The following is a 23,357-nucleotide window of genomic DNA, read 5'->3' as shown; positions in this document are numbered from 1 at the left end:
GTACGTTCTACTTGCCGTGCCGCTGCGCGAAGTCCCACGCGTCCGCGACGATTCCCGCGAGGTCCGCGCGGGACGGGTTCCAGCCGAGGCGGGCGCGGGCCGTGTCGGCCGACGCCACCAGGACCGCCGGGTCGCCGCCGCGGCGCGGGGCCACGACCTCCGGGATCGGGTGGCCGGTGACCTGGCGGACCGTCTCGATGACCTGGCGGACGGAGAAGCCGTTGCCGTTGCCGAGGTTGCAGATCAGGTGCTCGCCGGGGGTCGCCGCCGTCAGGGCCAGCAGGTGCGCCTCGGCCAGGTCGGCGACGTGGATGTAGTCGCGGACGCAGGTGCCGTCGGGCGTCGGGTAGTCGTCGCCGTAGACGGAGATCGCGTCGCGCCTGCCCTGGGCGACCTGGAGGACCAGCGGGATGAGATGCGACTCGGGGTCGTGGCGCTCGCCGAAAGCGCCGTAGGCGCCCGCGACGTTGAAGTAGCGCAGCGACACCGCGCCCAGGCCGTGGGCCTTCGCCTCGCCGGTGATCATGTGGTCGACGGCGAGCTTGGAGGCGCCGTAGGGGTTCGTCGGGGCGGTGGGCGCGGTCTCGACGATCGGGACCTGCTCCGGTTCGCCGTACGTCGCCGCCGTGGAGGAGAAGACCAGCCTGCGTACGCCCGCCTCGCGCATCGCGCCGAGCAGGGCCATCGTGCCGCCGACGTTGTTGTCCCAGTACTTCTCCGGCTTCACGACCGACTCGCCGACCTGGGAGGACGCGGCGAAGTGGAGCACGGCGTCGTACGAGGAGTCCAGCCATTTGGCGGCGTCCCGGATGTCGCCCTCGACGAAGGCGGCGCCGGCGGGCACGCCCTCTCGGAAGCCGGTCGAGAGGTTGTCGAGGACCGTCACCTCATGACCGGCCTCCAGCAGATGCTGGGCGACCACGCTGCCGACGTATCCCGCACCACCCGTGACCAGGTACTTCCCGCTCATGAACTCGCTACCTCTCGCAGTCGCTCGGCCGCGCGCTCCGGCGGCACGTCGTTGATGAACACGCTCATGCCGGACTCGGAACCCGCGAGAAACTTCAGCTTGCCGGAAGTACGGCGGATGGTGAAAAGCTCCAGGTGAAGCGCGAAGTCGTCACGGCTGACGCCCTCGAACTCCTCCAGCTGGCCGAACGGGGCCTGGTGCCAGGCCGCAATGTACGGCGTGGGCGGTTCACCTTCGCCGAAGATCCGGTCGAAGCGCCTCAAGAGTTCCAGATAAACCTGGGGGAATTCTGAGCGCGCCGCCTCGTCGAGCCCGAGCAGATCCGGCACCCGGCGGCGCGGGTACAGGTGGACCTCGTACGGCCAGTGCGCGGCGTACGGCACGAAGGCCACCCAGTGTTCACTCGCGAGGACGATCCGCTCGTCGGCGAGTTCACGCTCCAGGACGGCGTCGAAGAGGTTCTCCCCGCCCGTCGCCTCCTTGTGGGCCGCGAGCGAGCGGAGCATCAGGGCGGTGCGGGGGGTGGTGAAGGGGTAGGCGTAGATCTGCCCGTGCGGGTGGCCCAGCGTGACGCCGATCTCGGCGCCGCGGTTCTCGAAGCAGAACACCTGTTCCACGGAGGGCTGATGGGACAGCTCGGAGGTGCGGTCGGTCCACGCGTCCAGGACCAGCCCGGCCTGTTCCTCGCTCAGATCGGCGAAGGAGGCGTTGTGGTCGGAGGTGAAGCAGACGACCTCGCAGCGGCCGGAGTCGCCGGCCAGCGAGGGGAAACGGTTCTCGAAGACCACGACGTCGTACGACGAGTCGGGGATCTCGCTCAGCCGGTCGCCCTGCGTCGGACACAGGGGGCACTCGTCGGCCGGCGGGTGGTAGGTGCGGCCCTGGCGGTGCGAGGCGATGGCGACCGCGTCGCCGAGCAGCTCGTCACGGCGGATCTCGGAGGTCGTGACGGTCCGGTCCAGCGGACGGCGGTCGACCGCGTCGCGCACGGCGTCGTCGCGCAGGTCGTAGTAGATCAGCTCACGACCGTCGGCGAGACGGGTCGAGGTCTTCTTCACCGCGGACTCCTCATTCGAGCCACCCAAAGCAATCAACAGAACTCAACACACCAAAACACAACTCACCACGACAGTCAACATCACAATCAATCAAAGCTCGACATCGGGCGTGTTCAATTAGCGAACGCGGAGGCGTAGGTTCCGCTCTGGATCAGTTCAGGAATCGGTTCGGCTCAGTTCCCGCAACGAAGTCCCGCAACGAAGCGAGTGCGTATGGAAACCCCCACATACCTGGCCGCCGAGCTACGGCTCCCCACCAACTGGCTCGACTACACGATCCTCGGCATCTACTTCGTCGTCGTCCTCGGCATCGGCTTCGCCGCCCGCCGGTCGGTCAAGACCAGCCTCGACTTCTTCCTGTCCGGCCGCTCCCTGCCCGCCTGGGTCACGGGCCTGGCGTTCATCGCGGCCAACCTCGGCGCCACCGAGATCCTCGGCATGGCTGCCAACAGCGCGCAGTACGGCGTCTACACCACCCACTGGTACTGGGTCGGCGCCATCCCCGCCATGGTCTTCCTCGGCCTGGTGATGATGCCGTTCTACTACGGCTCCAAGGTCCGCTCGGTTCCCGAGTTCCTGCTGCTGCGCTTCGACAAGTCGGCGCACCTGCTCAGCTCGATCCTGTTCGCCTGCGCCTCCATCCTGATCGCCGGCGTCAACCTCTACGCCCTCGCGATCGTCGTCGAGGCGCTGCTCGGCTGGCCGCAGTGGGTGGCGATCGTGATCGCCGGCTTCTTCGTGCTGGCGTACATCACCCTGGGCGGTCTGTCGTCGGCGATCTACAACGAGGTGCTGCAGTTCTTCGTGATCCTCGCCGCGCTCATCCCGATCTCGGTGCTCGGCCTGAAGAAGGTCGGCGGCTGGGACGGGCTGTCCGACACGCTGACCGAACGCCGCGGCGAGAACTTCATGACCGCGTGGGGCGGCACCGGCATCGGCCACGACAACCCGCTCGGCGCGAACTGGCTGACGATCGTCCTGGGCCTCGGGTTCGTGCTGTCGTTCGGCTACTGGACGACGAACTTCGCCGAGGTGCAGCGCGCGCTGTCGGCGAGGAACCTGTCCGCGGCGCAGCGTACGCCGCTGATCGCCGCGTTCCCGAAGATCTTCATCGTCTTCCTGGTGATGATCCCGGGCCTGGTCGCCGCGGCGCTGGTGCCGCAGATCGGTACGCCCCAGTCGGACCTGCAGTACAACGACGCGATCCCGTACCTCATGCAGGACCTGTTGCCCAACGGCGTCCTGGGCATCGCGGTCACCGGTCTCCTGGCGGCCTTCATGGCGGGCATGGCGGCCAACATCTCGGCCTTCAACACCGTCTTCACGTCCGACATCTGGGCGAAGTACGTGGTGAAGGGCCGCGAGGACGAGTACTACGTGCGGTTCGGGCGGCTCATCACGGCGATCGGTGTGCTCGCGTCCATCGGCACGGCGTTCCTCGCGTCGACGTTCTCGAACATCATGGCCTACCTCCAGACGCTGTTCTCCTTCTTCAACGTCCCGATGTTCGTCGCCTTCATCATCGGCATGTTCTGGAAGCGGGCGTCCGCGAAGTCCGGCTTCTGGGGTCTGCTCGCCGGCACCACCGCCGCGATGGTGAACTACTTCGTCTTCTACCGGCAGGGCGTCATCGGCATCCCCTCCGACCAGGGCGCCAACTTCGTCTCCGCGATCGCCGGGTTCGTCGCCGGTGCGGTGGTGATGGTGGCCGTGTCGCTCTTCACCGCGCCGAAGCCCGCGGAGGAACTCCAGGGGCTGGTCTACGGCACCCGGGCCCCCGGTGTGGCCGAGCCGCCCGCCGTGGGTGACGACGCGTGGTACCGCAAGCCGGCGCTGCTCGGCTGGGGTGCCGTGATTCTGGCCGCCGTCTGCTACATCCCGTTCTCGTTCTGACCGCGGGAGGATTGAGAGACCATGTCCGAGGACCACGGATTCTCCGAGAAGGACGTCCAGCGGGAAGTCACCGAGCTGGAGGGCAAGTCCGCTACCGCCGCACGGCTGTTCGACATCCGTCGGACCATCGGTGCGCTGTTCGTGATCTACGGCGTGATCGTCACGATCGCCGGGCTGACCGACGACGATGCGGCGATCGCCAAGGCCGAGGGGGTGAACGTCAACCTGTGGACCGGAGTGGGGATGCTGCTGCTCGGGTTGTTCTTCCTGGCGTGGCTGAAGCTGCGGCCGCTGGCTCCGCCGGCTGTCCTGCCGGACGAGAAAACGCCGGAGTAACAACGCGGTCGGGGGTACGGGTACGGAGCCGGAGCCCACGCCGGGGGCTCCGGCCCGGCCGGCATATCTGCGGGTCTTCGGCGCACCAGACGGAGATGTACGTCCGCCCAGGCCGTGCCCGTTGTCGATGAAGAGGGGCGGGCACTCCCTCGGCGCTCGGCACCTGCTCCCAGGCACACGCAGAGATACCCTCACACGCCCCGGCATGACGACAGCGGTGCGCGCGGCTCAAGCAGCAGAGGAGCCTCCGTCCGACGGAGCATCGGACGACCGGTCGCGGTCGTGCGCAGTGAAGACGAACGTCGAACTGTCGCCATCGAGATCAATGGTCAGCGATGCGTCCAGAGCCTTGGCCAGACGGGTGAGCAGGGGCAGTGTCGGTACGGAGTCGCCGCCCTCGATGTTGGAGATCTGCGGTTGGGTCATTCCGGCGCGGCGCGCCAGCTCGGCCTGCGACAGCCCGAGTTCCCTACGCCGGTCATGGACGGCCTGTCCCAGGGCGAACGCGTACCCGGCCTCCACGTAGGCCGCGGACTCCTCGACCTGCTCCCCCAGCAGCTTCCGGGTCCGCCGGGTCTTCCACTGGGAGTGGTTCACCACTTCTCCTCCTCACTCCGGTCGTAGCTGTGCTCAGCCGGACCATGCTCCGCTTCGCACACCTTCTGTGCCTGCCGAGCCCGCTCGACCTCGGCCTCCTCCCGCTGCCTGGTCTTGCGGAACACCGTCAGGAGCACGACCCGCTGCTCGGGAGCGAGCCAGTACGTGATGCGGACCGCGTTCCCCTCCATCGTGAACCGCAGCTCTCGCAGCTTGCCACCAAGGTGCCGGGAGTAGGGCTCCCCCAGGGTGGTCGGCTGGGCCGCGAGCATGTCGGCAGCACGCTCGGCCTTGTCGTATTGCTGATCCGAGAGGAGCTCCAGCCACTGGCGCACCTCCGGCTCGATCTCGATCAGCCACGGATCACTCACACCCGCGACTATACAGAAATCTGTATCGCGCCTTCCGCGAACCACATGCGCACGGGTGCGGGCCGGTGGCCCGGAGGCGCCGGGTGCCGGCACCGTAGGGGCACCCCCCTTGCGGCCGTGGGCCCGGAGGGCCGGTGCGACCGCGTGTGGCTGGTGCCGTCGTGTTCGCGTCCTCGGCGTCCGTGTCCGCCGGTGATCGCCGGGCCAGGCCGGCGCACTTCGCACGGACTACTCAGCGCGGGCGACGCGCGCGTAATCGGTCACGACGCGGCGGAACAGCGCGTGACCGGTGCGTCCGGTGTGCCGCAGTGCCCAGTCCTGGGCAGCCTCCTGGACCTCGTGGGCACCGGATTCCGCCGAGCAGCCGGGCTGCGCGCAGTGGGCCTCGTAGACCACTCCGCCTTCCGGTGCGTGGCGGATGGTGTGCGGGATGAAGCGGTACACGGCACGGGGACTCAAGAGGATCCTCCTGGGCTGCTGTCGCCCATCTCGTCGTCCTCGACGTCCTCGTTGCTCTCGAGGCACGGCACGCCCAGACGCACGCCACGCGACTCGGCGACACGCACAGCGCCGCTCAGGCACTCGGCGAGCCGCAGACCCGCAAACCGCACCTGCCCGGCACGTACGCGCGCTGCTGTTCTACGGCCCACCGCCCATGCGGGTGGGTACCTTCCGCCATTCTGGCTGCGGGCGGCTGTCGGCGAGGTTCGCTGTTGTGCCAACGGCAGGGGCAGCACCCACCCCTGCCCGCTCGCGGGATCAGTAGTAGGGGTTGGCGTTCCATGCCGAGGTGTCGCAGGAAAGCGGGGTGTCGCCCTCGTACGTGCACACCTGGACGCGCATCGCACTGATGCCGCTCGAGTCGGTCAGCGAGGTCGACCAACTGATCTTGGCACCGTAGCCCTCGTAGTTGTAACGCCACGAGTAGCTGCTTATGCTGCCGAGCGGGTCCTGGGACTGCGCTCGAACCCGGACGTGGTGCCCGTCAGCCTTGGTGTCCTGCACAGTCAGGATGATGCTGTACACGCTGGTCCTGCTGTTGTAGGAGAAGTCGCCCCAGCCTTGGGAGCCGACGGCCTGGGCGTACACGTCGGCGGCGGACGCGGGTGACGCGGCGAAGGCAAGCGCCGCTACAGCGGCGGCCCCCACGGTGAGTCCACGGCGAAGTGTCAAGGATCCCCTAGCAATTGGATTGGAACGGTCTGCCGCAGGGGATCCTAGAGGTTCAAGAGCACACCACCCATCCCTCAAATGATCATGTGACCCAGATAACAGCGAGTCCGCGAGCGCCGCGGCGTGTTCCGGATGCTTGTCCCGCACACTAGGGCAGCGCAAATTCGACAGAAGCTGCCCCACGGGCTTTCCCAGCACCACGCGGTGCGCACAGCGTCCAGTGCTCGTCGCAGTTACGCCCGGGCGGCTTCCAGGTTCTCCCAGAACTGCTCATCGGCCACCGACCAGGCCATGCCGAGCTTCTCCAGCTGGCAGGCCGGGGCCCCGGTCATCGGACCGGCCCGCGCGCCCTTCGCTGTTCTGCGACCCCCTGTCCGAGGGGGTGGGCGCCTTCCTTCAACTCTGCAGTCACGTCTGTGAGTCGGTGGATACCAGCCTCGGGGCGAAGAGGCGGTTCGTGGTGTCGCTGCTGGAGAGGTTGCGGGCGAGGGCGTCGGCGTCGCGTGCTCGGGTGGAGGATCTGCGCTCGCAGATCGCCGGGCTGGAGAAGTAGCTGGCCGCAGGGGAGGCCCGGCTGTGCGGTGGTCGAGTTGCTGGCCGAGGAAGAGCCAGGCGGCCGGGAAATGTGCCAGAGGTTTCGGAGGCGAGATCGGGCCGTCGCCGGTGGCGGCGGCCGTGGGCGGTGATATCAGCGCCGGTGACACGTGCTTCATGTTGGAAGGGCGGCTTGGCGGCGGTAGTGACTGCGGCCTTCGAGCGCTACACCGAATCGTCCTTCCTGATGGCACCAAGATTGCCTCAACGGCCTGACTCCAACGGGACCTCGTCTCGGTGGGCGACCACGACGCCGACGGCGCGCCCGACCTGCTGCGGCGCTCCGACGCCTCTTACCGCCTGTACCTGCGCTACGGCGTGAAGGACAGCGCGGGCGGCGCGACGATCGCCTCCTGGCGACGGCCGCCTCCAAGCCAAGCGCCGGCGAGATCTATGCCGAGGGCTGGGACACAACGCGTACGCCGCCGTAGGGGCGGATCAGGAATCCGATTGGCGCGGTTCGTGCGGGAGAGGTCCTGCACGGTCCAGCAGCCCTGTGCGCGCCGCCAACGCCGCCGCCTCAAGCCGCGACCCCACCCCCAGCTTCATCAGGACCCGCTGGACGTGGGTGCGGGCGGTGGAGGGGGCGATGCCCATGCCCGCGGCGATCAGGCGGGTGTCCTCGCCGTCGGCCACGCGGACCAGGACCTCGATCTCCCTCGGCGTGAGCATCTGCAGCAGCCGCTGGCCCTCGTCGTCGGGCTGGGCCGCGGGGTTCAGCAGCTCGCTGAACGCCCCTTGGAGGAGCTGCGGCGCGACGGCCGCCTCGCCTCCCCTCGCCTTCATGATCGCCCGCTCGACGCCCTCTATGCGCTCGTCGTGACGGACGTAGCCGGACGCACCTGCCGCGAAGGCTGCGGCGATTCCGCGCGGGCTCGGTACCGGGCCCAGCACCAGCACCGCCACCTGCGGCCGCTCCCGCTTGATCCGTACCACCGGGTCGAACGCCCCCGGCTCGGCCGGTGTCGCCGTACCCAGCAGGCACACCTCCGGCGCCCGGGCGATCACCAGTTCCGCCGCCCCCGCGGCCGGCGCCGCCGCGGCCAGCACCCGATGTCCCCGCAGCTTCAGTGCCGAGGCCAGTGCCTCGGCGAGCAATCGGTGGTCGTCGACCACCATGAGCCGCACTCCCATCGAACCCCCCAGTCCCCCCAGTGGACGCCCACTATGGATGCCCACAGGTCCCCACGGACAGACCCAGAACGCGGGTCTGACGGACCCGGAAAGCCGGCCCGGACAGACCCGAGGACGCAGGCCCCCCGGCACTGACGTCCTTCATGCCCCCGGAAGCTACACGCTTGTTCGACGTTGCGCTGCCCCTACTGGTGAGAAGTGCCCGGATCGCCGAAATTCCTCTCATTCGAGGGTGATGAGCGGTAAGTGCACGGCCCCGCCCCTGAGCAGGGACGGGGCCGCAACACCGGCACGAGCAACGATCACTTGGCGCCGAATGCGATCACCAGGTACTCCACCTCGTCACCGGTACTGCCAAAGTCGCTCGCGTAGACGTCCGACATGAACAGCCGGCCCTGCCCGTACAGGATCTCCGCGGAGTCGGGCAACATGCTCCGCTCCACGTCCAGCACCGACTCCGTGGAGGGGTTCTCCAGCAGCTTCGTCTCCTTGAAGGTGCTGCCGTCGATGGACACGACCTGACCGCCCTTGTCGTAGGGCCCGCGCTTGTACGCGATCACGTTGCCGCCGTCCATACGCAGCGGCGTGATCGTGTAACCGTCGCCTGCGTCGGCACGCTGGCCGGTCTGCTTGCCGGTGGCCAGGTCGAAGACGACGATCTTGTTGGTCCGGCCGTAGTCGTCGGAGCCGTCCTCCTCCTCGGTCGGCAGGTACAGCCGGTCGTTGCCGATCGCCACCCCGGAGCAGTCCTCGATCCGGGTGATGCCCTCGCAGTCGGCTGCGTAGATGTCGCCCGGCGCGGAGATACGGGTGAGCAGCTTGCCGGTCTTGTTGTCGATGGAGAAGAAGTCCGAGATGCCGCTGCCGTCGCCCGCGGAGTCGCCCACGTCGGCCGCGACGACCAGCGGGTCGGTCGACACGACGCTGGCGTACTCGATGCCCCTGGCCATCTTGTACTCGGAGATCACCTTCCCGGACTTCGGGTCGATGGTCTGGATGTGCAGCTCGCGCGCGTCGTAAGAACCGCACTTGCGCACGGCGACGAGCTTGGCGCCGCCGCCGTACCCGGCGTCGTAGCAGGTGTCCGCCGGCTTCGGCGTCCACAGCGCGTCGCCGGTGGCGAGGTCGAAGGCGGCACCGCCACTGGAGCTGCCCACGGCGACCGTGTTCGCGCTGACGGTGACGTTGTCGAAGCTGATCGGCTGGTCACCGGAGGTGGCGGTCTTCGTCCACAGCTTCTTGCCCGTGTCGAGGTCGATCGCCGCGACCTGGCTGCAGCCCTCGGAGGAGTTCTTGGCGGGCATCTTCGGCTGGAAGAGGACGGCCGTCTTGTTGTCCTGGGAGACGTGCCGGCTGGCCTCGCAGACCGGGCCTGGCAGCGGGATCGTCCACAGCTTGGTGCCCTTGTCGGGGTCGTAGCCGACGATCTCGGCGACACCGCTCTTGGCGTACACCTTGTCGGTGAGCCAGGAGCCCTCGACCACGACGCTCTCGTCCTCGGCGACCTCCGGCTGCGGGATCTGGAACAGCACCTTGGAGCTCGGGTCGGACGGCACCTTCTCCGAACCCTTGGAGGAGGTGCCGCCCTTGTCGTCGCCGCCGGTGCCGCCGCTGGAGCTCGCGGTGTCGTCCTTGCCCTTGTCGCCGGAGGAGTTCGCGTACCAGACGCCGCCACCGATGATCACGGCGATCGCCACGACGGCCGCGACGATGATGAGCAGCTGCGCGTTCGGCTTCCGGCCGCCCCCGGCCTGCGGGTGCATCGGCACGGTCTGCTGCGGGTAGCCGTAACCGGGCTGCTGGCCGTACGGGTTCGGCTGCTGGCCCGGGTAGCCGTACGGGCTCGGCTGCTGGCCGGGGTAGCCGTAGCCGGGCGGCGGAGTGCCCTGCGGGGGCTGCGGCGGGCCCTGAGGCGCCTGGGGGTAGCCGTAGCCGGGCTGTCCCTGCGGAGGCTGCGGAGTCTGCGGGGGCTGCTGAGCCAGCGGCGGGGGCGTCTGCGGTGCCTGAGGCGCACCGAAGCCGGGCGGCTGCGGCTGCTGCGCGGGCTGGCCCTGCGGGGACTGCGGAGCGCCGTAACCTCCCCCCTGCGGGGGCTGGTTGGGCGGCGGGGGCGGCGGCTGGGTCATGACGTGGGTACCTCGGAAGAACGGGGACGGAGGAAGTCGGGGGAGCGCGTCACTTGCCGTAGGCGAGCATCAGCTTCTCCTTCGCCTCGTCGTCGCCGGACAGGCGCGTGGAGGAGAGGTAGAAGCGGCCGTCCACCCAGTCGATGTCCCGCGAGAAGAAGCTGTCCTCGACGTCCGCTGCGCCGGCGGGGTTCTGCAGGAGCTTCGTCGGCTTGTGGCTGCTGCCGGTCGTCGGGATGGACACGATCTGGCCGCCGGCGTCGTACGACGCCTCGACGTAGGCGATGAGCTTGCCGCCCTCGGTCTTCAGCGGCAGCATCGACTCGTCCGCGGGGGACTTGACGCGCCACTTCTCCTTGCCGTTGGCGAGGTTGATCGCGACGATCTCGTTGGCGCCGCCGGTGGCCTCGGTGGGCAGGTAGAGCGTGTTCGCGTCGGCGGCGACGCCCACGCAGCCGGTCAGGTCGCGCTGGAGGACGGACCAGCCGCACTCGGGGGCGAAGTCCTCGTCGACGGCGACCTGGGAGCGGAACCCGCCCTTGGCGTCGAGCGTGGAGATGTTCCAGGCGTCCTTGTCGTCGTTGGTGCTGTAGACGACGAGGGGGTCCACGGAGTAGGTGCGGGCGACCCGCCAGCCCTTGTCGAACTTCTGGGTCCACAGGACCCGGCCGGTGCGCGGGTCCAGCTCCTGGATCTCGTCGTGCTCGTTCGACGTGGCCGCACCGCAGGACGCGACGGAGATCAGCCGGCTGCCGCCCGCGAACGCGGACGGGAAGCAGGCGTCGCCGTACTTCTTCTTGTCGAACAGCTTGTCGCCGCTGGCCATGTCGTACGCCGTGCCGGACTGCGAGCGGCCCACCATCAGCGTGTTGCCGGTCAGCGACAGCTCGATGGTGAGCGCGCTGTCGAACAGCGCGCCGTCGGCGACCTCGCCGCTCCAGCCCTTCGCGCCGGTGTTGAGGTCGACCTGCTGGATCTGGTTGCACTTGGCGCGGTCGCTGGCGCCGTTCATGTACGCCACGACGACCTTGTCGTCGGCCGTCTTCTGCGGGGTGACTGCGCAGATCTTCTGCGGGAAGGTGATGGGGTCCCAAGTGGGGTTGCCGTCACCGACGTTGAAGGCGAGGAGCTGCTTGTACGCCGCCTTCACCGCCGCTTTGTCGGTGATCCACATACCGGGGGCGTCGGCGCCGGAACCGGGCGCGTCGGGCGCCTCCTTGTACCAGAGCACCTTTGCCTCGCCCGCCTGGCGGCCCGCGTTGAGGTCCTCCGGGTCCTCGCCGCCGTCACCGCTTCCGTCCCCGGGGTTGACCGGGTCGTCGGAGGCGGTGGGCTTGGCGTCGTCGCTCGGCCCGGCGACCGGCTTCTTCTTCCTGTCGTCGTCACCGCCGCTGGTCACCGCGAACACGGTGCCGCCGATGACGAGCAGCGCCGCCACCGCGGCACCGATCACCAGGGCGGGCCGGCCCTTGAAGGGGTTGCGCGAGCCGGAGCCGGGCGGCTGGGCGCCGGGGTACTGGGGCTGCGGGTAGCCGTAGCCGGGCTGCTGGCCGTAAGGGCCGGGCTGCTGCGGCTGGCCGTACGGGCCCTGGGCGTTCGGCTGCCCGTAGGGGCCGGGGGTGCCGTACGGGCCCGGCTGGGCGTACGGGCCGGGCTGCTGCTGCGGATAGCCGTAACCAGGCTGCGGGGCGCCCTGCGGGGGCGGCGGCGTCCGGGGCGGCTGGGCGGGCGGAGGGGGTGTGCCCTGCCGCGGGTCCTGCGGTGCGCCGAAGCCGCCCGGCGGCGGGTCCTGTGGCGCGCCGAAGCCGCCGTTCGGCGGCTGGTTGGGCGGCTGGGTCATCAGCGGTTCCCCCTTGTGGCTGATGAGCATGTGACCGATGTGGCCCGCGCCCGGTGGCGCTGTGTTTCCGCCACATCCATGCTTCTCAGACGGTTCTCAGACGGCCTTTCTATCACCCGGGACCGACACAACATGGGGCCGGTTCCTCCCCTGTTCCCAAGGGAGGACCGGCCCGTGATGCCCTCGTTACGCGCCTTCACGCCCCCTTCACGAGGCGTGCGCGCCCCGCGGGCAGGTGCTCAGGCGTCCTCGGCGAGTTCGAGCCAGCGCAGCTCCAGCTCCTCGCGCTCCCCCGTCAACTGCCGCAGCTCGGCGTCGAGTTCGGCCACCTTTGCGAAGTCCGTTGCATTCTCGGCGATTTGGGCGTGCAGCTTGGTCTCCTTCTCGGAGATCCGGTCCAGCTGCCGCTCGATCTTCTGCAGCTCCTTCTTGGCGGCACGCTGGTCGGCGGCGCTCTTCTCGGCGGCGGGCTTCGCCGGGGCGGCCGGGGCGGACGCGGCGGCCGCCGCCTCCTCCATCTTCCGGCGCCGCTCCAGGTACTCGTCGATACCGCGCGGCAGCATCCGCAGCGTGCCGTCGCCGAGGAGGGCGTACACGCGGTCGGTGGTGCGCTCGATGAAGAACCGGTCGTGGGAGATGACGATCATCGAGCCGGGCCAGCCGTCGAGGACGTCCTCGAGCTGGGTGAGGGTCTCGATGTCGAGGTCGTTGGTCGGCTCGTCGAGGAAGAGGACGTTGGGTTCGTCCATGAGCAGGCGCAGCAGCTGAAGGCGGCGGCGCTCACCGCCGGACAGGTCGCCGACCGGCGTCCACTGCTTCTCCTTGTTGAAGCCGAACGTCTCGCACAGCTGGCCCGCGGTCATCTCGCGCCCCTTGCCGAGGTCGACGCGCTCACGCACCCGCTGGACGGCTTCCAGGACCCGCCAGTTCGGGTCCAGCTCGGCGACCTCCTGCGACAGGTACGCGAGCTTGACCGTCTTGCCCACGGCGATCCGCCCGCCCGCCGGCTGCGCCTCGCCCTCGGTCCGCGCCGCGTCGGCCATGGCGCGCAGCAGGGAGGTCTTGCCGGCGCCGTTGACGCCGACCAGGCCGATGCGGTCGCCGGGGCCGAGGTGCCAGGTGACGTGCTTGAGCAGCACCTTGGGACCCGCCTGGACGGTGATGTCCTCCAGGTCGAAGACCGTCCTGCCGAGCCGGGAGGAGGCGAACTTCATCAGCTCGGAGCTGTCCCGGGGCGGCGGTACGTCCTTGATGAGCTCGTTGGCGGCCTCGACGCGGAAGCGCGGCTTGGACGTACGGGCGGGGGCGCCGCGGCGCAGCCAGGCCAGCTCCTTGCGGACCAGGTTCTGCCGCTTGACCTCCTCGGTCGCGGCGATCCGCTCGCGCTCGGCACGGGCGAAGACGTAGTCGGAGTAGCCGCCCTCGTACTCGTACACCGCGCCGCGCTGGACGTCCCACATGCGGGTGCAGACCTGGTCGAGGAACCAGCGGTCGTGGGTGACGCAGACCAGGGCCGAGCGGCGCTCGCGCAGGTGCTGCGCCAGCCAGGAGATGCCCTCGACGTCGAGGTGGTTGGTGGGCTCGTCGAGGACGATCAGGTCCTGCTCGTCGATGAGCAGCTTGGCGAGCGCGATACGCCGCCGCTCGCCACCGGAGAGCGGCCCGATGACCGTGTCGAGGCCCTTCGGGAACCCCGGCAGGTCGAGCCCGCCGAACAGGCCGGTGAGCACATCCCTGATCTTGGCGTTGCCCGCCCACTCGTGGTCGGCCATGTCGCCGATCACCTCGTGACGGACGGTGGCCTCGGGGTCGAGGGAGTCGTGCTGGGTGAGCACGCCCATGCGCAGGCCGCCGGAGTGGGTGACCCGGCCGGTGTCGGCCTCCTCCAGCTTGGCGAGCATCCGGATCAGCGTGGTCTTGCCGTCGCCGTTGCGGCCGACGACGCCGATGCGGTCCCCTTCCGAGACGCCCAGGGAGATGCCGTCGAGAAGGGCGCGGGTGCCGTACACCTTGCTGACGTTCTCGACATTGACCAGATTGACGGCCATTTCGCTCCTGCTCGCGGGGATCGGTCAGCCTCCCAGCGTAGTGCGCGCCGGGAGGTGACTGATACGCGCAGGTCAGCGAGGTGCCGCTGCCGCGCGGACCTCGGTGAGCAGGTCGTGCATCGTCTGCCCGGGGCAGTCGGTCTGGAGCCAGTCGCGGTGACCGCTGATCACCGGCACGTTCTTGGTCACGCCGTTGACCGGGTTGACGAAGGTGACCTTCGCCTGCGGGTCCAGGCCCTTGAAGCGGGCGATCACCTTGATCAGCCGGGTCAGTGCGGCCTTCGCGGCGTCCGTGGGGCCCTGGTCGTTCAGCGTGCCGATGAGGGCGATGCCGAGGTTGCCGGAGTTGAAGCCGGCGGTGTGGAAGGCGGTGACGAGGTTGCCGTCCGGGTCGAAGGCGGGCAGGCCGTCGTCGCCGGAGTAGCGGCCCTCGTAGATGACGCCCGCCTCGTCGATGAGGAAGTGGTAGCCGATGTCGCCCCAGTCGTTGGTGACGGCGTGGAACTCGTAGATGCCCCGGATCGTGGCCGCCGGGTCCGGGTCCGCGTTGGGCGTGGCCGTGTGGTGGACCGTGATCGTCTGCAACGGGAAGTACTGCTCGGGGGAATTGACCTGCCCGTCCTTGTAGCGAAGCGACTCGTCGGCGCCCCACGCCGGGCGGGACAGATACCGCACGCCCCGCATGCGCGTGGGCTCGGACGGCACCCTGAAGGTGCGGTCGGGTCCGTCGGTGGTGTCGATCGCGAGCGAGCGCACACCGGTCGCTCCGTCCGGCGCCTTCACTTCGTACGACGTGGCCGCGTCGGCTGCGACCAGCGCCGTACCGCCGTCCTCGACGGTCGCGCAGCCGGCGGTCAGGGGCTGCCAGGCACCGTCGCCGAAGCGGATCCCGGCGCCGTCCGTGGCGCCCTTCCAGCGGACGGCGACGTAGGAGGCGGCGAAAGCGGTGGCGGCGGTTCCGGTGGCGGCGGCGGAGCGGGTGGCCGGGAAGGTCTCCGGCTTCGTCCCGGCGTCTGCGGTGGTGGCGGAGTCGTCGGACTCGCCGGCCGCGAAGACCACCGGGGTGAGCGCGGCCCCAGCGGCCACGGCACCGGCGGCGCCGATCACACCACGGCGGGACAGGTGCTTCTTCTTGCGATGGGAGGAGGGGGTGGATTCATCCAACATTCAAGAAAATCTAGTGGTCCCGCTTGACCCACCAGCACCACAACTACCCGAAGTTCTCGTGGAGATCGGGTAAGGAAAGGGAGGTTGCCGAGCTCTCGCCGCCGTGGTCAGCCGAGCACCGTCGCCCCCGGCGCCGGCCCCGAAGCCGTACGCACCGTCCGGCACGTCCCCGACGCGCGCAGCGCCTCGGCCACCTTCGCCGCGGACTCGGGGTCGGGGGCGAGGAACGCGGTCGTCGGGCCGGAGCCGGAGACCAGCGCGGTGAGGGCGCCGGCGGCGCGGCCGGCCGTGAGGGTGTCGGCGAGCTCGGGGAACAGGGAGAGGGCGGCCGGCTGGAGGTCGTTGGACACGGCGGCGGCGAGCGCGTCCGGGTCGCCCTTGGCCAGGGCGTCGAGGAGTGCCTGGGAGGCGACCGGCTCGGGGATGTCCATGCCCTCGCCGAGCCGGTCGAACTCCCGGAAGACCGCCGGGGTCGACAGCCCCCGGTCCGCCATCGCGAACACCCAGTGGAAGGTGCCGCCGACTTCGAGCGTCGTCAGCTTCTCGCCGCGTCCCGTACCGAGAGCCGCCCCGCCGACCAGGCTGAACGGCACGTCGCTGCCCAACTCGGCGCAGATGTCGAGGAGTTCGTCATGGGATGCGCCCGTGCCCCACAGTGCATCGCAGGCCAGCAGCGCACCCGCACCGTCCGCGCTGCCGCCCGCCATGCCGCCGGCGACAGGGATGTCCTTGGCGATGTGGAGGTGCACGTCGGGGGTGCGGCCGTACCGCTCGGCCAGCGCCTCGGCCGCGCGGGCCGCGAGGTTCGTGCGGTCCAGGGGGACCTGGCCGGCGTCCGGGCCGGCGCAGGTGACGCGGAGTTCGTCGGCCGCGGTGACCGTGACCTCGTCGTACAGCCCGACCGCCAGGAAGACGTTGGCCAGGTCGTGGAAGCCGTCGGGGCGGGCGGCGCCGACCGCGAGCTGGACGTTGACCTTGGCAGGGACGCGTACGGTGACGCTCGCGCTCACTTACTCGGACTCCTTGTGCTGGGCGCCGGCTTCCTTGTGCTCCGCGATACGGGCGAACTCCTCGACGGTCAGCGCCTCGCCACGCGCCTGCGGCGAGACCCCGGCCGCGACGAGCGCCGCCTCGGCGGCCGCCGCCGAACCGGCCCACCCCGCGAGCGCGGCCCGCAGGGTCTTGCGGCGCTGGGCGAACGCCGCGTCGATCACGGCGAACACCTCGCGCTTCGTGGCGGTCGTCTTCAGCGGCTCGGGGCGACGGGTGAGCGAGACGAGCCCGCTGTCGACGTTGGGCGCGGGCCAGAAGACGTTGCGGCCGATGGCGCCGGCCCGCTTGACCTCGGCGTACCAGTTCGCCTTCACGGACGGCACGCCGTACACCTTCGAGCCGGGCGCCGCGGCAAGGCGGTCGGCGACCTCGGCCTGCACCATCACGAGGGTGCGCTCGATGCTCGGGAAGGTGTCGAGCATGTGGAGGAGGACGGGGACGGCGACGTTGTAGGGGAGGTTGGCGACCAGCGCGGTCGGGGGCGGGCCCGGCAGCTCGGTCACGTGCATCGCGTCGGAGTGCACCAGCGCGAAGCGCTCCGCGCGGTCCGGCATGCGGGCCGCGATCGTCGCGGGCAGTGCTGCGGCGAGTACGTCGTCGATCTCTACGGCGGTGACGCGGTCGGCGGCCTCGAGCAGGGCGAGGGTGAGGGAGCCGAGCCCCGGGCCGACCTCGACGACCACGTCGTCGGGGCGGACGTCCGCGGTGCGGACGATGCGGCGGACCGTGTTGGCGTCGATGACGAAGTTCTGGCCGCGTTGTTTGGTGGGGCGTACGCCGAGGGCTTCCGCCAGGTCACGGATGTCGGCGGGGCCCAGGAGGGCGTCGGGGGTGGGGCTGGTCACCCGACAAGGGTACGGGGCGGTGGGTGGGCCGGGTGCTTCGGTTGCTCGGGGGTGGGGCTGACGGCCGGGGGGTGCGCAGCCCGGCGTTGCGGGGTGCCGCTGCGCCCACCCGTGCCGCCCTGGGGGTCCCCCAGGCCCTTAAGGCACTGGGGGAGGCACGACTGCCCGCAGCTGAGTGGGTTACGAGTGCAGCCGGCTGCCGCAGTGTGGCCAGGGGGCCGTGCCTCGGCGTACGTAGAGCTTCTTTGCTCGGAGGGTTTGTTCGGTGGCCGGGGCGTCCTGGGGGCGGCCGGTGCCGCCGAGGCTGTGCCAGGTGTGGGTGTCGAACTGGTAGAGGCCGCCGTACGTTCCCGAGGCGTCGACCGCGCCGGGGCGGCCGCCGGACTCGCATGCCGCGAGGCCCTGCCAGTTGAGGTGGTCGGCGCTCTGCACGGACGTCGGCAACGGCTGCGTCCCCACCTTCACCACCTGCGCGGTCGGCTCGCGCACGACCTCGGAGCCGATCCGCCGCGGCTTCTGCCGGACCCCGTTCACGCTGCGCACGGAGTACGTGACCCGGCGCAGGCCCGGCTGCCCGGCCCGCTCGATGACCTCCGTGCCCCGGAACACCGTCGGGTCCTCGATCCGCCGCACCTGGAACGGAATCTGCTCCTCGATCACCTCCCTCGTGGCGGTGATCCGCAGCACGCTGACCGTCTGCCCGTCGCGCGGGAAGCTGTCGGCCGGGACGGAGATGGCGTCCTGGCCGTGCAGGGTGATCCCGGCCTCGTCGACGGCCTCGCCCACGGTGGCGGCGTTGGTCCGGATGGTGCGGGCGCGGCCGTCCGCCATGATCGTCACGGACCGCTCGGTGCGCACGTCGAGCGTGAGGCCCGCACGCCCGATACGCCGGGAGCGCGAGGCGGACAGGTACGCGCCCTCCGCACGCACCCCCAGCTGCTTGAGCGCCCCTTCCACCGTGCGCGCCGTCGTCCACACCTCGCGCCGTTCGCCGTCGAGGGTGAGCCGGACGGGCCGCCCGTAGTGCACGGCGATCTCGTCGCCGTTGGCGAGTTCCGTGCCGGGGGCGGGTGTGACCACGTCGTGCGCCCCCACCTCCACGCCCTCCTCGGCGAGCAGCTCGGTCACATCGTCGGCGAAGGTGTGCAGCCGGCGCGGTTCGCCGTCGACGCTCAGCTCGACGGCCTTGTCCTCGGCGACGAACGCGGTGGTGCCACCGGCGAGGAAGGCGACGACCAGTGCCTGCGGGAGCAGACGGCGCACGGAACCGTCCGCGCGCTCGGCGTACCGTCCCCTGCGCCGGCGCGCCCCCCGCCGCTCCGCTCCGGCGCGCGACCCGCCCTGCCGGGGCAGCACAGGATCGGGCATCTCGTAAGCAGGCCGGTACGTGTCACCGTCTGTGTCGCACGTGTCGTATGTGTCATACGTGGCGCCATACGCCAACGTCGGCGCACTGTGCACATCAAAACCGGCGTACGCCGACGGCTCATAGGTGCCATATGCCTCGTAGGTCTCATATGGCTCGTACAACTCATACGGCTCATACGGCTTGTACATCTCGAACTGCGAGTTGCTCACACCGACACGCTCCAGGGGCCGGAGGGGTCCGGATCGGGCCCCCAGAACCTAGCCGAGCTGTCGTCACTCTCCAAAACGACGCGACTACACAGCGTGGTGAGTTATGGGTCAGTAACCGAAGGCACGCGCCGTGTTCGCGCCGAGGGCCGTCGCCAGCGCGTCCTCGCTGATGCCGCGCACGGCGGCCATCGCGCGCACCGTGACCGGAACGAGATACGGGGCGTTGGGCCGTCCGCGGTACGGCGCCGGCGTCAGGAACGGCGCGTCGGTCTCCACCAGCACCAGCTCCAGCGGGGCCACGGCGAGCGCGTCGCGCAGGTTCTGGGCGTTCTTGAAGGTGACGTTTCCGGCGAAGGACATGTAGTAACCGGCGCGGGCGCACAGCTCCGCCATCTCCGCGTCACCGGAGTAGCAGTGGAAGACGGTCCGATCGGGCGCGCCCTCCTCCTTCAGGACCCGCAGCACATCCGCATGAGCCTCGCGGTCGTGGATGACCAGCGCCTTGCCGTGCCGCTTGGCGATCTCGATATGGGCGCGGAAGGACCGCTCCTGCGCCTCCTTGCCCTCCGGCCCGGTGCGGAAGTAGTCCAGCCCCGTCTCCCCGACGGCCTTCACCTGCGGCAGCGCGGCCAGCCGGTCGATCTCGGCGAGCGCCTCGTCGAGCCCGGCGTCACCGCCCGGCTCGCGCGCCCCCTGTCGCGACCAGCCGTCGGGATCGCCGTGGACGATGCGCGGGGCCTCGTTGGGATGCAGCGCGACGGCCGCGTGGACGTTCTCGTACGCCGCCGCCGTCTCGGCCGCCCACCGGGAGCCGTTCACGTCGCACCCCACCTGCACGACCGTCGTCACACCGACCGACGCGGCCTTGGCGAGACCCTCCTCCACCGTGCCGGACTGCATGTCGAGGTGGGTGTGGGAGTCGGCGACCGGGACCCGGAGGGGGTCGGGCAAGGGCGGGGCTTCGGCGGGGGAAGGCATGCCCCGATCCTACGAAAAGGGCACGCCTCCCCCGAGCCGCCGGCCGTCTCAGCTGGCCCGGCGCTGGAACGGGTGCAGGAGATCGGACAGGTGCCAGTGGTGGCGGTGCTCCCCGTCACCCGTCGGCGCCTCGGCGGACCTCGCCGGAGGGACCGGCCCGCGCCGGCGCGCCGCATCACGGACCGACGACACCTGTCCGGCCCGCATGATGCGCACCACATGCCCGTCACAGTTCCGGCACGTGGGCCGGCTCAGCGGCGACGGCACCACCCGCCCGTCCGCCACGTACATCACGAACTCGCGGCCCTCCGCGTCCGTGTGGTGCTCGATCTCGTACGACTGCTCCCAGCCGTGCCCGCAGCGCATGCAGGCGAAGGAATACGACTCGTTGGCCACGGCGGTCGCCCCGTTGCGAAGGCCGGTCTGTCCAGTGATCTCGCTCATTACCAGCTCCTGTTGTCCGCTGGAGGGACGGGTTACGTCCCGTCACCCAGTGGACTCCCAGGCGGGAGCGAACGCACGAAACCTGTCCAGTATTGGGCCGGACTTGGCCGTACCTTGCCAAAACGCCCGCGCTCTTTACCCACGCGTGGGACAGCATCCCAAAGGGGCGCGGGGCTGCGTCAATATGCGGCTCCGCCGCGTGGGCGCGATCAACCACCCACAAGCCGCAGACCGCCGCGAAGCCGAACCTCACCGCCGCTTTGCGGCAACCACCGCGTCGAAGACAACCCGCTTAGGCACCCCCACCTCCACCGCCACCGCAGCAATCGCCTCCTTCCGCCGCTCCCCCGCCTCCTCCCGCACCCGAACCCGCCGCACCATCTCCTCCGCGTCGACAGCCTCGGTCTTCTCCGGCGCTCCCTCGACCACGACGGTGATCTCCCCCCGTACCCCCTCCGCGGCCCATTCCGCGAGCTCCCCCAGCGAACCCCGCCTGACCTCCTCGTACGTCTTGGTCAGCTCCCGGCACACGGCGGCCCGCCGCTCCGTCCCGAACACCTCGGCCATCGCGGCGAGCGTGTCGTCGAGCCGATGCGGAGCCTCGAAGTAGACGAGCGTCCGGCGCTCGCCGGAGACCTCCCGCAGCCGCGACAGCCGCTCCCCCGCCTTGCGCGGCAGGAACCCCTCGAAGCAGAACCGGTCCACGGGCAGCCCGGACAGTGCGAGCGCGGTGAGTACGGCGGACGGACCGGGCACGGCCGTGACCTTGATGTCCTTCTCCACGGCCGCCGCGACCAGCCGGTACCCCGGGTCCGACACCGACGGCATCCCGGCGTCCGTCACCAGCAGCACGCGCGCGCCGCCGAGCAGTTCCTCGACCAGTTCCGGCGTACGGGCGGCTTCGTTGCCCTCGAAGTACGACACGACGCGCCCCTTGGGCGTGACGCCCAGCGCCTGGGTGAGCCGCCGCAGCCGCCGGGTGTCCTCGGCGGCGACCACGTCGGCCCCGGCCAGCTCCTCGGCGAGCCGGGGCGGGGCGTCCGCAATGTCGCCGATGGGAGTGCCTGCCAGTACAAGGGTTCCAGTCACGTTTCCATCCTCGCAGGGGCGGTCCACGGGACTCCCACAGACCTGTTCCCTACGATGGCGCGGTGACCAGTACCGCGTCCTCCACGGACACCCGGCAGGAGCAGGCCCCCCACGAGCAGCGGCCCTCGTGGCAGCAGCGGCTGCGCCGTTTCGGATACGTGCCGTCGGGATCCCGCGGCGATGTCCGGGACCGGCTGGTGCCGCCGTACACCGAGCCCTCCCCGCGGCTGTGGGCGAGCCTCGGCATCCGGCACACGCTCGCCGAACGGATCGTCCGCTGGTCGGGCTGGGGCGGTCCGCTGCTGGTGACGCTGTTCGCGGGCGTGCTGCGGTTCTGGAACCTGGGCAACCCGAAGGCGGTGATATTCGACGAGACGTACTACGCCAAGGACGCGTGGGCGATCGTCCACCGCGGGTTCGAGGTCAACTGGGACAAGAACGTCAACGACCTCATCCTCTCCTCGAACGGAAACGTTCCGATCCCGACGGACGCGGCGTATGTGGTGCATCCGCCGGTCGGCAAGTACGTCATCGGGCTCGGCGAGCTGATGTTCGGGTTCAACCCGTTCGGCTGGCGGTTCATGACCGCGCTGCTGGGCACCCTCTCCGTCCTGATGCTCTGCCGCATCGGCCGCCGCCTCTTCCGCTCCACGTTCCTCGGCTGTCTCGCGGGCGCGCTGATGGCGGTGGACGGTCTGCACTTCGTGATGAGCCGTACGGCGCTGCTGGACGGCGTGCTGATGTTCTTCGTCCTCGCAGCCTTCGGCTGCCTCCTGATCGACCGCGACAAGGCGCGGGAGAAACTGGCCGCCGCGCTCCCGGCGGACGTCGACGGCCGGGTCCGCCCGGACGCGTACACGGCGGAGAACACACGGATCGGCTGGCGCCCCTGGCGGCTGGCGGCGGGTCTGATGCTGGGCCTGGCCATCGGCACCAAGTGGAACGGCCTGTACTTCCTGGCGGCGTTCTGTGTGATGGCGGTGCTGTGGGACGTCGGCTCGCGCCGGGTCGCGGGCGCCCGTCACCCGTACATGGCGGTGATCAAGCGCGATCTGGGCTGGGCGTTCCTGTGCACGGTGCCGGTCGCCGTCGCCACCTACATCGTCTCCTGGACCGGCTGGATCCTCTCCGCCACGGACGGCTCCGGCGGCTACTACCGCAACTGGGCGGCCACCGACGGCAAGGACAGCAGCTGGTCCTGGCTGTTCCCGGACTGGTGGCGCAGCCTGTGGCACTACGAGAACCAGGTGTACGAGTTCCACGTCGGCCTCTCCTCGCCGCACACGTACCAGTCCAACCCGTGGAGCTGGCTCGTCACCGGCCGCCCGGTGTCGTACTTCTACGAGTCCCCCGCCCCCGGCAAGGACGGCTGCCCTGTCGACGCGGGCGAGAAGTGCGCCCGCGAGGTGCTGGCGCTGGGCACGCCGATGCTGTGGTGGGTGGCCTGCTTCGCGCTGCTGTACGTCCTGTGGCGCTGGTTCTTCCGCCGCGACTGGCGGGCGGGCGCGATCGCCTGCGGGATCGCGGCGGGTTATCTGCCCTGGTTCATGTACCAGGAGCGGACGATCTTCTTCTTCTACGCCGTGGTCTTCGTACCGTTCCTGTGCCTGGCGGTGGCGATGCTGGCCGGCGCGCTGGTCGGTCCGGCCCGCTCGAGCGACACCCGCCGGGTGGCGGGCGCGACGGGTGCGGGCGTGCTGGTGCTGCTGATCGCGTGGAACTTCGTCTACTTCTGGCCCCTGTACACCGGCACCGCGATCCCGATCGACGACTGGCGGTCGCGGATGTGGCTGGACACCTGGGTCTAGCTGGACAGACACGCTACGAGGGCGCGGCGGGCGGCCGCGCCCTCGTGGTCGTTGTTGGTCGTTAGTGGCTGTCGTCGGTCCCCCTCGGACGGCCCGAGGGCGGCCCCGCTCTGAACCTCAGCAGGTTTACAGACCGCGCATGAAACCCGCTCTGAACTGGCCTTTCATAGGGCGGAACAAGTTGTGCCCCAGTGGGACCCCATCAGTCGGGGTAGGCACGCACCTCCCCGCCCGCCGGTCGTGGCACGGACGCCC

21 protein-coding genes are annotated in these 23,357 nt (G+C 70.1%); 4 read left to right on the top strand and 17 right to left on the bottom strand.

Features of this window, described 5'->3' with window-relative positions; genetic code table 11:
* Positions 1–7 precede the first annotated feature (7 nt).
* Positions 8–970, bottom strand: coding sequence for a UDP-glucose 4-epimerase GalE (gene galE / locus ACFVJQ_RS19410; RefSeq protein ID WP_385262407.1), 963 nt, complete (start codon positions 968–970; stop codon positions 8–10).
* Positions 967–2,028 (bottom strand): galactose-1-phosphate uridylyltransferase, encoded by a 1,062-nt coding sequence (galT, locus tag ACFVJQ_RS19405; protein ID WP_224735018.1) that lies wholly within the window; start codon positions 2,026–2,028, stop codon positions 967–969. The genes galE and galT overlap by 4 nt, the downstream gene beginning before the upstream one ends.
* A 213-nt stretch (positions 2,029–2,241) precedes the next feature.
* On the opposite strand from galT, the gene ACFVJQ_RS19400 reads away from it, so the two are divergent.
* Together ACFVJQ_RS19400 and ACFVJQ_RS19395 are read left to right on the top strand one after the other, a co-directional pair.
* The gene (locus ACFVJQ_RS19400) at positions 2,242–3,921 is read left to right on the top strand and encodes a sodium:solute symporter family protein (protein ID WP_385513498.1); all 1,680 of its coding nucleotides are present in this window, start codon (positions 2,242–2,244) and stop codon (positions 3,919–3,921) included.
* A 21-nt stretch (positions 3,922–3,942) separates the two neighbouring features.
* A complete protein-coding gene (locus ACFVJQ_RS19395; protein WP_385513497.1) occupies positions 3,943–4,257 on the top strand; it encodes a hypothetical protein in 315 nt (104 codons plus the stop codon).
* Between the two features lie 228 nt (positions 4,258–4,485).
* Here the strand turns inward: ACFVJQ_RS19395 and ACFVJQ_RS19390 are convergent, their stop codons facing one another.
* From ACFVJQ_RS19390 to ACFVJQ_RS19375, 4 genes are all read right to left on the bottom strand, one after another.
* A complete protein-coding gene (locus ACFVJQ_RS19390; protein WP_385785332.1) occupies positions 4,486–4,854 on the bottom strand; it encodes a helix-turn-helix domain-containing protein in 369 nt (122 codons plus the stop codon).
* Positions 4,851–5,225 carry a type II toxin-antitoxin system RelE/ParE family toxin gene (locus ACFVJQ_RS19385; RefSeq protein ID WP_385513495.1) on the bottom strand — a complete coding sequence of 125 codons (375 nt, stop codon included), beginning with the start codon at positions 5,223–5,225 and terminating at the stop codon, positions 4,851–4,853. The genes ACFVJQ_RS19390 and ACFVJQ_RS19385 overlap by 4 nt, the downstream gene beginning before the upstream one ends.
* A 228-nt stretch (positions 5,226–5,453) precedes the next feature.
* Positions 5,454–5,684 carry a hypothetical protein gene (locus ACFVJQ_RS19380; RefSeq protein WP_385513494.1) on the bottom strand — a complete coding sequence of 77 codons (231 nt, stop codon included), beginning with the start codon at positions 5,682–5,684 and terminating at the stop codon, positions 5,454–5,456.
* A gap of 300 nt (positions 5,685–5,984) precedes the next feature.
* On the bottom strand, positions 5,985–6,398 hold the full coding sequence (locus ACFVJQ_RS19375) for a hypothetical protein (protein ID WP_385785328.1): 414 nt from the start codon (positions 6,396–6,398) through the stop codon (positions 5,985–5,987).
* Between the two features lie 424 nt (positions 6,399–6,822).
* Here ACFVJQ_RS19375 and ACFVJQ_RS19370 point away from each other — a divergent pair, with 424 nt between their 5' ends.
* Positions 6,823–6,951: a hypothetical protein gene (locus ACFVJQ_RS19370; RefSeq protein ID WP_385513492.1), complete on the top strand. Its 129-nt coding sequence runs from the start codon at positions 6,823–6,825 to the stop codon at positions 6,949–6,951.
* A gap of 479 nt (positions 6,952–7,430) precedes the next feature.
* Here ACFVJQ_RS19370 and ACFVJQ_RS19365 read toward each other — a convergent pair whose 3' ends face one another.
* From ACFVJQ_RS19365 to rsmI, 11 genes are all read right to left on the bottom strand, one after another.
* Entirely contained in the window at positions 7,431–8,126 is a 696-nt protein-coding gene (locus ACFVJQ_RS19365; protein WP_385785325.1) for a LuxR C-terminal-related transcriptional regulator, read from the bottom strand.
* A gap of 302 nt (positions 8,127–8,428) precedes the next feature.
* A complete protein-coding gene (locus ACFVJQ_RS19360) occupies positions 8,429–10,252 on the bottom strand; it encodes a PQQ-binding-like beta-propeller repeat protein (RefSeq protein WP_385785322.1) in 1,824 nt (607 codons plus the stop codon).
* A 49-nt stretch (positions 10,253–10,301) separates the two neighbouring features.
* Positions 10,302–12,092, bottom strand: a complete 1,791-nt coding sequence (locus ACFVJQ_RS19355; RefSeq protein WP_385785319.1) for a PQQ-binding-like beta-propeller repeat protein — start codon at positions 12,090–12,092, stop codon at positions 10,302–10,304.
* Between the two features lie 239 nt (positions 12,093–12,331).
* Positions 12,332–14,140 (bottom strand): ABC-F family ATP-binding cassette domain-containing protein, encoded by a 1,809-nt coding sequence (locus ACFVJQ_RS19350; protein ID WP_385785317.1) that lies wholly within the window; start codon positions 14,138–14,140, stop codon positions 12,332–12,334.
* A gap of 72 nt (positions 14,141–14,212) precedes the next feature.
* On the bottom strand, positions 14,213–15,307 hold the full coding sequence (locus ACFVJQ_RS19345; protein ID WP_385785314.1) for a peptidoglycan recognition family protein: 1,095 nt from the start codon (positions 15,305–15,307) through the stop codon (positions 14,213–14,215).
* Between the two features lie 107 nt (positions 15,308–15,414).
* Positions 15,415–16,317, bottom strand: coding sequence for a 4-(cytidine 5'-diphospho)-2-C-methyl-D-erythritol kinase (locus ACFVJQ_RS19340; RefSeq protein ID WP_385785311.1), 903 nt, complete (start codon positions 16,315–16,317; stop codon positions 15,415–15,417).
* Positions 16,318–17,205, bottom strand: a complete 888-nt coding sequence (rsmA, locus tag ACFVJQ_RS19335) for a 16S rRNA (adenine(1518)-N(6)/adenine(1519)-N(6))-dimethyltransferase RsmA (protein ID WP_385513485.1) — start codon at positions 17,203–17,205, stop codon at positions 16,318–16,320.
* Positions 17,206–17,385: 180 nt separating this feature from the next.
* The gene (locus ACFVJQ_RS19330) at positions 17,386–18,783 is read right to left on the bottom strand and encodes a ubiquitin-like domain-containing protein (RefSeq protein ID WP_385785308.1); all 1,398 of its coding nucleotides are present in this window, start codon (positions 18,781–18,783) and stop codon (positions 17,386–17,388) included.
* Positions 18,784–18,891: 108 nt separating this feature from the next.
* Positions 18,892–19,761: a TatD family hydrolase gene (locus tag ACFVJQ_RS19325; RefSeq protein ID WP_385513483.1), complete on the bottom strand. Its 870-nt coding sequence runs from the start codon at positions 19,759–19,761 to the stop codon at positions 18,892–18,894.
* A gap of 48 nt (positions 19,762–19,809) precedes the next feature.
* Positions 19,810–20,205 (bottom strand): hypothetical protein, encoded by a 396-nt coding sequence (locus ACFVJQ_RS19320; RefSeq protein ID WP_385513482.1) that lies wholly within the window; start codon positions 20,203–20,205, stop codon positions 19,810–19,812.
* 249 nt (positions 20,206–20,454) lie between these two features.
* Positions 20,455–21,294 carry a 16S rRNA (cytidine(1402)-2'-O)-methyltransferase gene (gene rsmI / locus ACFVJQ_RS19315; RefSeq protein ID WP_385513481.1) on the bottom strand — a complete coding sequence of 280 codons (840 nt, stop codon included), beginning with the start codon at positions 21,292–21,294 and terminating at the stop codon, positions 20,455–20,457.
* Positions 21,295–21,356: 62 nt separating this feature from the next.
* Between rsmI and ACFVJQ_RS19310 the strand changes: the two genes are divergently transcribed.
* Positions 21,357–23,102, top strand: a complete 1,746-nt coding sequence (locus tag ACFVJQ_RS19310; protein ID WP_385513480.1) for a dolichyl-phosphate-mannose--protein mannosyltransferase — start codon at positions 21,357–21,359, stop codon at positions 23,100–23,102.
* Positions 23,103–23,357 lie beyond the last annotated feature (255 nt).

Source organism: Streptomyces sp. NPDC127197 (assembly GCF_042672405.1).
Lineage (GTDB): Bacteria > Actinomycetota > Actinomycetes > Streptomycetales > Streptomycetaceae > Streptomyces > Streptomyces flavusporus.
The sequence above is the reverse complement of the archived record's forward strand: the minus strand, read 5'-3'. Positions and strand labels throughout refer to the sequence as shown.

What these genes read in the sequence shown, in the direction of transcription:
- galE (WP_385262407.1), bottom strand. Translation starts at nt 970, where the DNA reads ATGAGCGGGAAGTACCTGGTCACGGGTGGTGCGGGATACGTCGGCAGC.
- ACFVJQ_RS19400 (WP_385513498.1), top strand. Translation starts at nt 2,242, where the DNA reads ATGGAAACCCCCACATACCTGGCCGCCGAGCTACGGCTCCCCACCAAC.
- ACFVJQ_RS19395 (WP_385513497.1), top strand. Translation starts at nt 3,943, where the DNA reads ATGTCCGAGGACCACGGATTCTCCGAGAAGGACGTCCAGCGGGAAGTC.
- ACFVJQ_RS19365 (WP_385785325.1), bottom strand. Translation starts at nt 8,126, where the DNA reads ATGGGAGTGCGGCTCATGGTGGTCGACGACCACCGATTGCTCGCCGAG.
- ACFVJQ_RS19360 (WP_385785322.1), bottom strand. Translation starts at nt 10,252, where the DNA reads ATGACCCAGCCGCCGCCCCCGCCGCCCAACCAGCCCCCGCAGGGGGGA.
- ACFVJQ_RS19355 (WP_385785319.1), bottom strand. Translation starts at nt 12,092, where the DNA reads ATGACCCAGCCGCCCAACCAGCCGCCGAACGGCGGCTTCGGCGCGCCA.
- ACFVJQ_RS19350 (WP_385785317.1), bottom strand. Translation starts at nt 14,140, where the DNA reads ATGGCCGTCAATCTGGTCAATGTCGAGAACGTCAGCAAGGTGTACGGC.
- ACFVJQ_RS19345 (WP_385785314.1), bottom strand. Translation starts at nt 15,307, where the DNA reads ATGTTGGATGAATCCACCCCCTCCTCCCATCGCAAGAAGAAGCACCTG.
- ACFVJQ_RS19325 (WP_385513483.1), bottom strand. Translation starts at nt 19,761, where the DNA reads ATGCCTTCCCCCGCCGAAGCCCCGCCCTTGCCCGACCCCCTCCGGGTC.
- ACFVJQ_RS19320 (WP_385513482.1), bottom strand. Translation starts at nt 20,205, where the DNA reads ATGAGCGAGATCACTGGACAGACCGGCCTTCGCAACGGGGCGACCGCC.